Source organism: Candidatus Jordarchaeum sp. (assembly GCF_052745115.1).
Genome location: NZ_JBRAKS010000086.1, coordinates 1 through 12,746, shown reverse-complemented (window position 1 = coordinate 12,746; position 12,746 = coordinate 1). Strand labels below are relative to the sequence as shown.

Annotated in this window: 15 protein-coding genes; 4 read left to right on the top strand and 11 right to left on the bottom strand. The window is 36.4% G+C overall.

The annotated features are described in order from the left end of the window. Window positions 1-176: 176 nt before the first annotated feature. Together ACUVXA_RS08125 and ACUVXA_RS08120 are read left to right on the top strand one after the other, a co-directional pair. Window positions 177-1,367, top strand: coding sequence for a cofactor-independent phosphoglycerate mutase (locus ACUVXA_RS08125; RefSeq protein ID WP_445870749.1), 1,191 nt, complete (start codon window positions 177-179; stop codon window positions 1,365-1,367). 74 nt (window positions 1,368-1,441) lie between these two features. Then, window positions 1,442-1,651, top strand: coding sequence for a hypothetical protein (locus tag ACUVXA_RS08120; RefSeq protein ID WP_445870748.1), 210 nt, complete (start codon window positions 1,442-1,444; stop codon window positions 1,649-1,651). Window positions 1,652-1,873: 222 nt separating this feature from the next. On the opposite strand, the gene ACUVXA_RS08115 is transcribed toward ACUVXA_RS08120, so the two are convergent. Beyond that, window positions 1,874-3,028 carry an actin, cytoplasmic 2 gene (locus ACUVXA_RS08115; protein ID WP_445870747.1) on the bottom strand — a complete coding sequence of 385 codons (1,155 nt, stop codon included), beginning with the start codon at window positions 3,026-3,028 and terminating at the stop codon, window positions 1,874-1,876. A 581-nt stretch (window positions 3,029-3,609) separates the two neighbouring features. Here ACUVXA_RS08115 and ACUVXA_RS08110 point away from each other — a divergent pair. Further along, window positions 3,610-4,290 (top strand): hypothetical protein, encoded by a 681-nt coding sequence (locus ACUVXA_RS08110; protein ID WP_445870746.1) that lies wholly within the window; start codon window positions 3,610-3,612, stop codon window positions 4,288-4,290. Window positions 4,291-4,358: 68 nt separating this feature from the next. Here ACUVXA_RS08110 and ACUVXA_RS08105 read toward each other — a convergent pair whose 3' ends face one another. From ACUVXA_RS08105 to ACUVXA_RS08070, 8 genes are all read right to left on the bottom strand, one after another. Then, on the bottom strand, window positions 4,359-5,102 hold the full coding sequence (locus ACUVXA_RS08105; RefSeq protein ID WP_445870745.1) for a 2-phosphosulfolactate phosphatase: 744 nt from the start codon (window positions 5,100-5,102) through the stop codon (window positions 4,359-4,361). A gap of 9 nt (window positions 5,103-5,111) precedes the next feature. Further along, window positions 5,112-5,912 carry a phosphosulfolactate synthase gene (locus ACUVXA_RS08100; protein ID WP_445870744.1) on the bottom strand — a complete coding sequence of 267 codons (801 nt, stop codon included), beginning with the start codon at window positions 5,910-5,912 and terminating at the stop codon, window positions 5,112-5,114. A 111-nt stretch (window positions 5,913-6,023) separates the two neighbouring features. Beyond that, on the bottom strand, window positions 6,024-7,289 hold the full coding sequence (locus ACUVXA_RS08095; protein ID WP_445870743.1) for a threonine synthase: 1,266 nt from the start codon (window positions 7,287-7,289) through the stop codon (window positions 6,024-6,026). 57 nt (window positions 7,290-7,346) lie between these two features. Next, entirely contained in the window at window positions 7,347-7,586 is a 240-nt protein-coding gene (locus ACUVXA_RS08090; RefSeq protein WP_445870742.1) for a hypothetical protein, read from the bottom strand. A gap of 171 nt (window positions 7,587-7,757) precedes the next feature. Continuing rightward, entirely contained in the window at window positions 7,758-8,315 is a 558-nt protein-coding gene (gene comE, locus ACUVXA_RS08085; protein WP_445870741.1) for a sulfopyruvate decarboxylase subunit beta, read from the bottom strand. Next, window positions 8,293-8,805: a sulfopyruvate decarboxylase subunit alpha gene (gene comD, locus ACUVXA_RS08080; RefSeq protein WP_445870740.1), complete on the bottom strand. Its 513-nt coding sequence runs from the start codon at window positions 8,803-8,805 to the stop codon at window positions 8,293-8,295. Before comD ends, comE begins: the two co-directional genes overlap by 23 nt. A gap of 120 nt (window positions 8,806-8,925) precedes the next feature. Continuing rightward, window positions 8,926-9,543 carry a CDP-alcohol phosphatidyltransferase family protein gene (locus ACUVXA_RS08075; RefSeq protein ID WP_445870739.1) on the bottom strand — a complete coding sequence of 206 codons (618 nt, stop codon included), beginning with the start codon at window positions 9,541-9,543 and terminating at the stop codon, window positions 8,926-8,928. A 26-nt stretch (window positions 9,544-9,569) separates the two neighbouring features. Next, window positions 9,570-10,592 (bottom strand): sugar phosphate nucleotidyltransferase, encoded by a 1,023-nt coding sequence (locus ACUVXA_RS08070; protein WP_445870738.1) that lies wholly within the window; start codon window positions 10,590-10,592, stop codon window positions 9,570-9,572. A 102-nt stretch (window positions 10,593-10,694) separates the two neighbouring features. On the opposite strand from ACUVXA_RS08070, the gene ACUVXA_RS08065 reads away from it, so the two are divergent. Continuing rightward, window positions 10,695-11,327, top strand: a complete 633-nt coding sequence (locus ACUVXA_RS08065) for an L-threonylcarbamoyladenylate synthase (RefSeq protein ID WP_445870737.1) — start codon at window positions 10,695-10,697, stop codon at window positions 11,325-11,327. A 47-nt stretch (window positions 11,328-11,374) separates the two neighbouring features. Here ACUVXA_RS08065 and cgi121 read toward each other — a convergent pair whose 3' ends face one another. Together cgi121 and ACUVXA_RS08055 are read right to left on the bottom strand one after the other, a co-directional pair. After that, window positions 11,375-11,956, bottom strand: coding sequence for a KEOPS complex subunit Cgi121 (gene cgi121, locus ACUVXA_RS08060; RefSeq protein ID WP_445870736.1), 582 nt, complete (start codon window positions 11,954-11,956; stop codon window positions 11,375-11,377). A 59-nt stretch (window positions 11,957-12,015) separates the two neighbouring features. Continuing rightward, entirely contained in the window at window positions 12,016-12,630 is a 615-nt protein-coding gene (locus ACUVXA_RS08055) for a phosphoribosyltransferase (protein WP_445870735.1), read from the bottom strand. Window positions 12,631-12,746: the final 116 nt, after the last annotated feature.

The following is a 12,746-nucleotide window of genomic DNA, read 5'->3' as shown; positions in this document are numbered from 1 at the left end:
AACCTTCATAAGAAAAACCGGAAAAATCAGCCACAAAAATCTTATTTAAGAGCGTACTGAATTAATTTTAAATAAACCTACTATTAAAAGTTAATAACGAGTTAAATTTAGAACCCGCTAAGAAGCAGTTCTATAAAAAATTGGAAAGACAAATTCGCGAAGTTAGTGACCCTCCCATGAAGTACATTGTGATCTTAGGAGACGGGATGGCAGACTATCCTTTGACGGAGTTAAACGGAAAAACTCCATTACAAATAGCCAATAAGCCAAATATAGATTACATAGCTTTGAAGGGAAGAAACGGAATATTAAGAACCATCCCAGACAAAATGCAGCCAGGATCAGACGTAGCAAACCTATCCGTCTTAGGTTACGATCCAATAAAATACTACACAGGAAGAGGACCAATAGAAGCAGTCTCCCTAGGAATAAACCTTAGAGAAAATGAAACCGCCTTCCGATGCAATCTGGTAACTCTAGAATCTAATAAAATGAAAGATTATAGTGCCGGACACATAGATAGCGAAGACGCAAAAAAACTTATTGAAACTATAAATAAGGAACTCGGAACACATTCAATCAAATTCTATAATGGCATAAGCTACAGACATGTTCTAGTTATAGCAAACAATGCAATCGAAAAAACGGAGTGCATTCCACCGCACGACATTACAGACCAAAATATTGATCCTTATCTTCCGAGAGGAGAAGGAAGCAAAATTCTATTAGAACTTATGAAAAAATCTCAAGAAATCCTAAAGAACCACCCAATCAATAATAAGAGGACTCGAGAAGGAAAAAAACCCGCAAATTTCATATGGCCATGGAGCCAAGGAAAAAAACCCAAGTTACAAAGCTTTAAAGAAAAATTCGGAGTAGAGGGCGCCATAATATCTGCCGTTGATCTAATCAGGGGAATAGGCCTGCTAATGGGACTCAAAGTTATACAAGTCCCAGGAGCCACCGGATACTACAACACAAACTACACCGGAAAAGCAGAACAAGCATTAAAAACCCTAGAAAACAAAGATTTCATCTACATCCACGTAGAAGCTCCTGACGAGGCAGGACACGCAGCAGACATTGAAAACAAAATAAAAGCCATAGAAAACATAGATGAAAAAATCGTAGGAAAAATACTAAACGAAATTAACGAACTAACTGAAAACTATAAAATAGCAATCCTACCAGACCACCCCACACCAATAAAAGTTAAAACCCACACCAAAGACCCCGTCCCAGTAGCAATCTACACCAACAACGAAAAAGGAGACAAAGTAACCAAATTTGACGAACCATCAGCCAAAAAAGGCGCCCTAGGTCTTCTAGAAGGAGAACAGTTCATGAATCTCTTCATAAAAAACTAACACAATAAAATCTACAAATAATCATACCAATTATAAAAAAATTACAAATCTAAACCAAAATCCAGAGAAAACAAATGAAAATACAAAAACCAACAATTCCAAATATGAAGACGGAAAAGAAGAGAAGGGAAAGGGAAGAGGAGGAGGGGAGGGGCGGATCAAGAGAAATTGGGAGGAGAAAAGAAATATTAAAACCAGCACGCCACACAGATCCGGGTTATAAAAACAACTTCCCTTTCCCATGTTTTCCAAGCGACCTAAATTTTCTCCAAATTTCTATTTAAACATTCGTAATATCAGAAATAATACCCAGAAAATACCCAAACCCTCAACTAAACCCCCAGAAACCAAATCCCACCACAATTAAAAAAATTTCAAAAAAAGTAAAACCCAAAACCAGAAAAAGCATCCAAAAACAGCAAGATAAAACTATAACAAAAATAAGAACAAAAATAAAAATAAAAAAAGAAAGAAAGAGGGAGGAGGGAAATGTGTGTAAACTCGGTCTAGAAGCACCGGTGAATAGCAGTAGCACCCTGCTCCTGATACTCCTTCCTGGTGACCCACATCTTCTGGAAAGTCTTCAAAGACGAAAGAATACTCCCACCGATCCACACAGAATACATTCTTTCAGGAGGCGCTATTATTTTGATTTCGATGTTTTCCGGTACTAGCTCGCTGATCTCTTTGTGCAGACGTTCTTTTAATCCGGGGAACATGGTGCTGCCGCCACTAAGGACAATGTTTCCGTACAGGTCACGACGTAGGTCGACATCGCACTTCTTGACACATTCTACAATTACCTCGTCAAGGGGCATTGCATCTAAGCCTACTACACCAGGGTTGAAGAACACCTCTGGTGCTAGGAATCGTTCACTGGAGATTGTGATGGTTTCACCGTCTGGCAGCATGTAGGTTTTTTCCATACCCGCAACTTTCTCAGCCAGCTTCAGCTCCTTCTCAGGATCCAGAGCAACGTAGCAGAGCTTTTCCTTTATGTCACGTACAATTTCTCGCTCTGCGCTTGATACTAGGGAATATCCTCTTTGCCTTAGTAGTCGGCGAAGGTACTCCGTGAGGTCTCTGCCTGCGAGGTCTATTCTGGTGATAGCGTGGGTGAGTGCAAACCCCTCGTATATCGGTACAATGTGAGTAACTCCATCGCCAGAGTCTATTACCAGTCCAGTGGTTCTCCCGGAGGCGTATAACGAGAGTACTGCCTGCATGGCAACGTACATTGCCGGTACGTTGAAGGTCTCATACATGATTTCCGCCATCTTCTCACGGTTTTTACGCGGATTTAGCGGTGCTTCCGTTAGTAGTATGGGGTGCTCAGCAGGGTCAACCCTCAAATCATTGAAGAAAGTATAGTGCCAAATCTTCTCCATAGCATCCCAGTCATTAACCGTACCATGCTCAACAGGATAAACCAGCTTTAGTACGCCTCGTAGGTTTAGGGCTTCTTCTCCGATGTAGTATTCTCGGGTGTAGTGTTCTACGTCGGTCATGATTGAGGTGTATTTTGGGTATCCTATGCAAGTGGGCCATACTGATCTTGGTTGGTCTTCTCCTGCGTATCCGTTTTTGGTTAGTCCGGTTCCGTTGTCTAGGACTAGGGGTTTTGCAGCTACAAGTTCTTCTTCGGGTGGTCCTATTGCCATATTTTTTTACCTCTTTTTATTTATTTTTTGCATAGCTATTTTTTTATTATTATTTGTTATTTTTTGTTTTTATTGGGGTTGGTTTTTATTGTTAGGTATGTTTAGTTGTGTTCGGTAAAATTAAATTTTTATTTGATTATATTATTGTTTTTAGGTCTTTTAAATGTTTGTTTTACCTAATCTTTATCATCGATATCATCCATAGAGTTGATATTATTTGTTGATTTTTATCCTTTAATTTAGAAATTTGGAAGCCTAGACTGTTCAAACTTGTTTTTTAAAAAAATTAAATGAAAAATAAATTTTATGAGAACCTTTTTTTAAAACGAATAAATTATTTTGGGTAAATGCAGATTCCTGAGTTAGATTTATTATTCTGTTTTGGGAATTTTATCTTAACGGTTAATTGTGTAACCGTTTATCTAAAGCTATTCTTTGTGACTCTGTTTTAGAGAAGAATAGCCAGAAGTTGTGTTTGGTGGGTTGGTTTAAATACCTATTTAGTGAGTTAGCTAGCAGCATATTTGTAGGTTAACACCATTGTATAGTTTGCTAATTGGGTATTGTTAGGTGTGTTAAATTTGAGTGATCCGTTGTTGATTGTTGAGCGGGCTATCAGCGGCGTTGAGGCTCGTAGAATTATTCTGAAGGAGTTGTTGGAAGGCCCTAAAACAGGATATGAACTTAGGGACGCTTTGGCGAAAGAGTTGGGAGTGGGAGTGGATGATATTAGCGATGCCAAGCTTTATTTTAATTTGCAGGCTTTAGAGAATAGTGGCCTCATTAATCGGTATCGGGAGTGGAAGAGTAAGTATGCAGAGATAGTTCCTTCTATGGTGCAGGCGGTACGTAGATATCTTAATGTAAGTGCACCTATTTTGTGTTTGAGTAGTTTGGATAGTGAGCCCCTTTTGGTGAGGGAAGTGGGGCGCCGTTTAAGGGAGCATTCTGGTATTGATCCTGATGGTTATGTTTTTATTGCGGAGAATGAGATGAGAACCAGAGTTGGTGGTAAACCGGACAATGCGGAAATCATTTGGGTTCCTGAATATGCAATGTATGATTTTAAAAGAATGTATGAAGTAGCAAAGAATATTGTGGAGAGAGAAATCGGGAGAAACGAGATTATTTTGGACGTGACTGATGGCACGCGAATTAGTGCAGTGGCTCTTCAACAGTTGGCTTGGGAGTATGGTTTGCGAGTTTTTTATCTTAAGGGTAAAAAGGACGAAACCCGAAAAGTAGTCTGGATTCGCGAATAAGATGGTCTTAAAAATCCCATTTTTTAAATAGGATAATGAATTGAGTTTTACCATAATTTTGATGCGTTTTAATAATTTGTTTTACTTTTTTGGAAGGCTCGGTTTTTATAAATTGGTACGGTAGTTGTGGTGTTTAGTTTACTGCAGTATTGTACGTCTCTCTGGAATCCTATTTTAGTCAAATACTGGGCATTGGGTGTTTTTAGAATTTTTTGTGGTATACTTTGAGGTATAGTCTTGTTTTGAATGTAGTTTTTTATTGTTTGGGCAGCTATGTAATCTTCGGGTGCTTTTTGTTCTAATTTCCCAACATGTATTATTGAAATTGGTTTCCCTGCTTCTAGAGCGGTTTTTTTAGCTTTTTGGGCTGCAGATTTAGCATTAATGAGGCAACCGATAAAAAGGTGGGAGCTATTATGAGCACTTTTTGCTACTCGAGTGAGATTGGTTGTGGTTAGTATTATGACTTTTCCTTTTACTATTTTCGAGTCGTATTCGAGTGGACTATTTCCTAATTGAAAGCCTTGGATTCTGAATCCGTGTCTTTCACCGGCAAGAATGATTTTTTCTTTGATTTGTTTGGCTAATTTTTTTGCTTCTTCTACTGTGGTGGTTGTGAATATTTTTTTGGCGCCATTATCCAATGCTGTGGTGATGGTGGTGCTTGCCCTTAATGTGTCAACAAGTATTATAATATGGTTTTTTTGAGCCGCTTTTAGTGCGCCTTGAGCTCCGAATGCTAAATTAACTTTAATATTGCCATTTTGAGGGTTTGATTTTTTATTTTGTTCTTTTCCCTGTTTTGAAGACATTTTTTTCACTTATTTTTTGGCTAGGAATTGTTTCATGGTGTCGCCTCTTAGTCCTAGACGGAGCGTTTCTAGGGGAATGGCATCGGTGGGTCTAATGTTTCCGAAATTAGTGTTACATCCAAATCTCGTTATTAGCCATACTTGTTGGGGCTTTAGAGGAGCTTCCCAAATAATTTTTCTGGGAGTTATTTGTTGAACTATTGCTTCTATGAATGATTCTATTACCTTTCCTTTTTCATCGTAGGGACCTATTCCGATTCCGCTTTCTCGAGCTTCAATTGTTACGTAGTCAGCCCCTGCCTCTAAGTCCATTTGAATCTGTTTAATGCGGTCAGTTATTCTAAATCGGGCATCCTCCTCTTTGTTTTTTCTACCCACTTCTGTGATCACTGTTTTGAATCCTAGTTCTTTGACCTTTTTTATTAATCTAGACTTTTTTTGAAGCGAGATATTTACTATTCCCGCAGAGATCTCAATAGCAAGAAATCCAATATTTTTAAGAGTTTCTAAAAATTCTTCAAGATTTCCAGTAATTATAGCGGCTTCTAAGGCGGATCCTCCACTAAGGGTCAGTATGTTGTTATCGTGGAAAAGTTTTATTTTCTTTTTTATAAGGTTCTTAGGCTGAATAAGCCAAGTCGCCCATCCCAGTTTACAATAATCTATGTAGTCTGATGCAGTATCAATTATATCTTGTGTTGCATTGATTCCTTGTCCAGTATCTATAATAACGGTTATTCCATGACTTCGGGGTTTTTCTGTCCTTTCCACATCTGATAGTTTGAATAATTGGTTTGTGTGTTTGTTCAAATTTTTCACCCAACATTTTATTGTTGTAATAGGCTTTTTGGCTTTAGGGGGAGAGCTGTTTTTAACGTTACTTTTTAGAAATATAGTAGAATTAATTTTTTCTAATCTTCTTTAATATAATATTTGAGGATTTTCGTCCAGGAGTTGGCTTATGGTTTTATCCTTTGATATTGGACCAATTCTTTGGAAAACGTAATGTCTTTTTTCTCTTTCCACACCGGTATACCCTATTATTACTACATCATCTGAATCAAATTTGTCTGCGAGATCTATTGCTGCTTGTATGGCTATAGCTGTTGGAGACATAATTTGAATTTCGAAGAGATCATCTGACTTGTCATATATTTCTTTGGATTTTTTTTCACCAACTTTATGAAATATTCCCTGAGTTTCTTTTACTACATATTTAACATAGGGATAACATTGTTTGGGATATTCGTTTTCAATTGTTTTCGCCCACGTTATAGAGTTTATTCTTTGGGTTACTTTTTCTTGATTTTTAAGTGCAGGTTCAACCATTGATGCGCATCCTTCGGGTTGTACACACACTAAGTGTATGTATTCTTTCAGAAAGCCGTAGTCTTTTAATCTTTCAATTGCCTGATACCAAGCTAGTAACCCTTTTCCACTCCCAGTAGGGTGAATGTACCAGACTTTGCCCGAGTCAATTAGATTTCTAGCCTTTTTTCCGTATTTTTCGAATAGCTGAAAATAAGTCTCATACGCCATAGTTTCAAGTCCCGCTATTTGATTCGGATTGCTAAACCCTCCATCTAAAACGTATGGAGTTTCTTCTGCCATTTTAAGGGAAAGAGATTCCGCATCGACGTATCGCCCGTTTACAAGTATAATACGAGTTCTATCACTTTCGTCGTCAAAATTAATATCGTTTTCACGGTCCATAGGTACAAATATAGCTAATTTTTTGTATACCTTCTGGTTGTATAATCCATAGGAAGTCGCGGTATCACCTGTACTTGAAAGTGTAATGTTTGGTACATCACGTTCCTTATACACAGAAAGAGCGACCGAAGCACTTCTATCCTTTATGGTTCCAGTAGGGTTTGTGCTTTCATCCTTAATGAGAAAATCGACATCTTCACGCCCAACCATTTTAGTTATCGTCCTGTCTTCGTAGAGATTAGTTCGACCTTCTTCTAGACTAATCATATTTGATGCTGGTTTTAACAAAGGAAGAACTTTTTGGAAAACCCACAGTCCGGGTAGATCTCTTTCGGTTAAATCACTTAGTTTTTTAGGGCGTAAATTGGGATAATGGTATTGAAGTATACCTCCACAATCATCACAAGATATCTTATGTCCCAGAGCTGGCAATAGCAAGCCACACTCAAAGCACTCGTAAAGAACTTCACGCAAAGTTATCAACTCCTGATAGAGAGTTTATTAGATATAAATGTTCAATCCTAAAAAATTTTATATCTTCAACGGTTTACCTGATAGGAATTCTCCTTTCTCTATTCTCCTCTTTAAATCTATTGCTAATTTTCTAGTCCCAATTCTATCAGATTGGCGGGATGTGACTGGTACATTTTGTCCGTATGTATTGATTTTAAAAGTTTTAAATGTAAAGGCGTTTTGTTTGCAAATATTAACATCTTCTACTTTTAAAATCTCTCCGCTCCCAACAGTATCACACACTTCTTCAGCGGTCATTATAATTGCTTCCCTTGTCAATTTTCTTATTAATAATTTTGATCTCTTTTCTTCTTATGAAGTAAAACACACTCCTCAACATTTAAAGCAAAACAGGTTTAATCCCCTTTGTAAAAAACTGATCCCTAAATTTCCTCTTCTTTATCAATTTACACCATTTGCGCAATTTGTTTAATTTTTAACAGCTTTTAGAAATCTGGTTTTTATCTCTTCTGGTGATATTTTTATTATAGGTACATCGGCATTTTCTTTTTCAACCTTTGCAACAATTACAGTTAATTCTTTTTCTGATTTTTTGTAAGCCTCGCTAAGTTTTTTAGGAGAATCCACAACAATAACACTTTTTATTCCCGCCGCTTTTGCTAAAGCCACCAAGTCAGTTTTGCCAGCAGTGTAACTTGCTTGCCCACCCGTTGATCCATAAGATTCGTTATCAAAAATAATTAGTGTTAGATTCTTAGGTGACTGATTAGCTATTGTTACTAGGGAGCCTAAATTCATTAAAATTGATCCGTCCCCGTCCATCACCACTACACGTTTAGCAATAGATAAGGAAAGTGCCAAACCTAAACCTATGGAGGAAGCTAAACCCATCGAGCCAAGCATATAAAAATTTTCTGGCCTATCTCTAACACTATAAAGTTCTCTCGAAGGAAAACCGATATTGCAAACCACTAGTTCCTTTTCAAGTTTGTCCGCAATAATCTTAATCGCTTCTATTCTTTTCATTTTTCATCAATTCCATTCTTATCAAAAGTGCTACAGGAATTTTATTCGTATAGAATGCCTTTTTTGCATTTTGAAATGCCTTTGAGATTTGTTTCTTAGTTTTCACCGTATAATAGGGAATCCCTATAGCTTTCAGAAGGCGCGGAGTAGCCTCCCCCATTGGAATTTGCGCAGGAATCTCTTCACCTTTTCCCCCACGTTGAGCTATAAGAAGCAGAAGCGGTATTTTAAAAATTTTATTAAGGGATGCGAGAGCATTAATTGAATTGCCTAGGCCACTGTTTTGTATAATTAAAACGGGTGTTTTGCCTCCCAAATAAGCTCCCGCAGTTACGCCTACGCCCTCCTCTTCTCGGGTTACAGGCACATGCTTTATTTGTAGCGTTTCTTCAAGCATTTTAAAAAGATTTTTGAAAAGGCTACTAGGCACTGATGCAGCAAAATCAACACCGAATCTTAAAAGTTCATCGAAAATAATTTGAGAAAGCATAATGCAACTCCCACAATAAGGCTAATCAGTTAAATTTATCATAATTAGTCATCCTTCTAATTTATCTTAGCTATAATTTTAAGTTTATCATTTTTTATCGAAAATTTCTTAAAATCTGTTTCATGTGTTGTAATTTCCTCGTAAATTTTTTAGTGCTATTGTAAAACGGTATAAAGCAGTTATATTGGCAAGTACTCCAGCCAAGATTAATCCATAAATTGGAAATTTGCCATCGAACAAGTATAGAATAGAGGAAACAGAGATTATGAATAATCTTTCGGATCTACCAGCTATTCCTATATCCAAGTCGATACCAATTAATTCTCCTCTAGACCTTGTATAACTCACCATTATGAACCCTATTATCGATATAATTACCCAAAGAGGCAATGGTAATAATAAGTAAAAGTTTGTATACCCTTTCCAGAATAAGAAGCCTAGAAGTATAATAAAATCAGAGTATCTATCGATTATAGAGTCTAAAAATCCACCTTTCGCAGAAGCGGATTCTGTAATTTTAGCCAAGGTACCGTCTACACCATCTAATAAACCTGATACAAATACAAAAACTCCGTAGAGAACTGGTAAATCAAAATAAATTGCAAAGAATGCAAATAAAGAAAAGCATAGAGTAAGAATCGTAACCTGATTAGGAGAAAAGCCCAATCTTACAAAAATCTTAGCCATTTTCAGAACTATAGGTCTAAAGATACGCCGAATTCTATACTTAGAAGGCAAAAAATTATGCCCCCATTTCACATCTTTTAGCATTGAAATAATAGGTTCTTATATAACACTGCATTAAAAATGTGATTATTTTCTTCGACGACGGCATTGCCGAAAATTAATGAATTCTGAACTATTGCCTTAGAAACAATATCGCAATCATGGTTTAGAGATACAAAAGGGCCAACCTGACTTCCGGGGCCTATCTGACAATTAACTCCAAGTACAGCGGGACCTTTTATTGTAGAAGTTATATCTAGATCAATTTTAATTTCTTTGTTTAAAGGACCTCTCAATTTCTTCGAAGTCTTAACATATAAATCATTTTGAGGAGTAAGGCCCTTTTTAAGAGCAAAATTATTAGCCCGAAGAATATCAGAAATTGTGTCAATATCAAACCAAAATGTTTCAGAGACATCGATAAAACAAACTAACTGACCACATCTGATAGACAGATTTAATGCATCCAAAAGTATATTTGAACCACTTTCCAGCGTCTTATGAATATATTGAAAAATCGATTTGTTGCACAAGAGGAGACTCACACATAAATGTGGCTCTCCACCTTTGAGAAAAGGTTCACAAAAACCGGAAACTCGACCTTTTTTTAAGCGTGTAGGACAAGTATACACGGTTGTTCCGTTTTTGGATTCAGAGGTAATATCTACGGCTACTGTTACTCCTCTTCTTAGGTGGCTTTTATTTAAAGTTTGAATTGCCTTCGGATCTATTATGAAATCGGCAGGACTGACAAAAAAATCATTTGAAGAAATCTCATTCTCGGCTGCGAGTAGAGAATGTACTGGACCTAATTCATAGTTTTTTGAATGCTTGTACCTAATTGATATTCCATATTGGGATCCATCTCCCAATTGGTTTCTGATCTGATTTCCAAGGTGCCCCAATACAATTATAAAGTCTGAAATACCAGCTTTTTTATACCCCAAAATTAGGTGTTCAATTATCGGACGATTGGCTATGGGAATTAGTGGCTTAGGAATAAATTTTGAAAGAGCTCCCATGCGTTCACCTTTGCCAGCGGCGAGTATTATGGCTTCCAACTCTACGAGCCTCAAAAAGGTATAAAGAGCTTAAATTTCGATAGTAAAAAGTGACTTATTACAGTTTCCTTTCAAACGCTCATTTTTGGAGATGCCATAGGATTGAGAATCATTAAAGTAGAGCCCGAAAAACCCAATATGGAAATAATTAGAGAAGCAGGAAAATTACTTAGAGAGGGAAGATTAGTAGCTTATCCTACCGACACAGTTTATGGTTTGGGAACCAATCCATTTGACATCCATGCGGTTAAGAATCTATTGAGGGTGAAAAAGAGAGATAGAGAATTAGGTTTACCAATATTAGTATCAGACGAAATTGTGGCCAGAAGAGTAGCGGAATTTACTCCGGAGGCAGAAATACTTTCAAGAAATTTTTGGCCGGGCGCATTAACCTTGGTTCTAAAAACCAGCATCAAAATACCTAGTATTGTTACAGGAAGTAGAAAGAATATAGCTATTAGATTGCCATCCCACAAGGTTCCACAGCTACTAGCCAAATACCTAGATGGAATCTTAATTGGAACAAGCGCAAACATTTCAGGTAAACCTCCTGCACTTAATGCACATCAAGTTCAAGAACAAATTGGAAGAGATGTAGATATGATATTGGATAGTGGAGAGACTCTATGTGAAAAACCTTCAACGATTGTGGATCTAACTCAAAAACCGCCGATCATTCTTCGTGAAGGTAAAATCAGTCAACAATCTCTAAAAAAAGTCATATCATTAAAATAAGTATAATGTTATTAAATTTGATTCAATTCGAAGCTATCTTGAAGAATTTATTTCTGTAAAACTAACAGTGAGGAACGTTCTATACAATATTTTATTAAAGCTTCAATACAGGAAGTCCATTCATCTGAACCACAGATTGTTTTTAACTCAATTTCTGTAATTTGAAAAAAATTACGAATTTTCTCAAATTTATCTTTGCTATTAATCGATAAAACCGCATCATTTTCCGACCCTTTGGTGATTAACAAAATTTTTTTAAAAACCTCTTGAAGAAGATTTATATCATCACCTATTAAAATAATTCCAATATCTTTAGTCTCTGCATTCACCCCAAAATTTTTTACTGCTATACTGATCTGTCTTTGACCAGAGGTATAAAGTAAGCACTCAACAGACAAATTATTAGAAATATTTTTACCATAATTAAAAGCTTTAAGAGCGTTCAAGGCACTGAAAAAAAGATGTTCCCAAGTCGCAATTAAAGATGAATCAAAAAGTTGTAAAGTTATACCTGTTTCATTGCTAAGCTCATTAATACTACCGAGAAGGGAAGATACCTCAAATCCTTCCGTTTCCAAGCCGGAAACCGCAATAAGATAGTTCCCATTCTTAACACTTTTAATTATCATAAAAATCACTCCAAATACCAATTGAAAATACCTATGGTCAATAATAACACATAATTCAACTATTTATTACACGAGGAATACTTTTCAACAGTCTTTATCCAATCCATAAAGATTTTAATATACTTGGGATTGATTTTAGTCCGTATAAGTTCCTTTTCAATTTGTTCAGAACTTTTACCTTCCTTTTTCAACTTTCTGATAATGCTCTTAATTGTTTCAAAAACCTCCCAGGGATAAATAATCCATGCACTCGTCTTAGAAACATAATAGTCAGGAAAAACTATAGATTTTGGTTTAAAATGTAAAGTTGAAATCTTTAAATCGGACACGCCCTTATTTCTTAAATAATCTGCTGCAATTTTAAGACTTTTACCAGTATCCGCTACATCATCACATAATATCACTTTTTTACCCCTAACATCCACAGAAATATCCTGAGTTATACAAGGGCTATCCCGAGTCAAACCTAAATCCTCATAAAACTCCACTCGGATATTAGCTACCTCCTTTATATCCAAAAGATCGGAAAGAACCCGCGCAACAACCCACCCTCCACGACATATACCAACTATTAAATCAGGTCTGTAATTGTCATCAATAATTTCTTTCGCCAATTTTAACAGCAAGTCATAAATTTCATCCCAACTAAGAGCAATATATTCGATTTTATCCAATAAAAACACCATGAATCCAACTTACATCTCACTTATTAATTTTCATATAATTCAATATTTTGAAAATGCAAAGTAATTATTTATCCTATGTTGAATGTTTGCTCCTATTGAAAAAA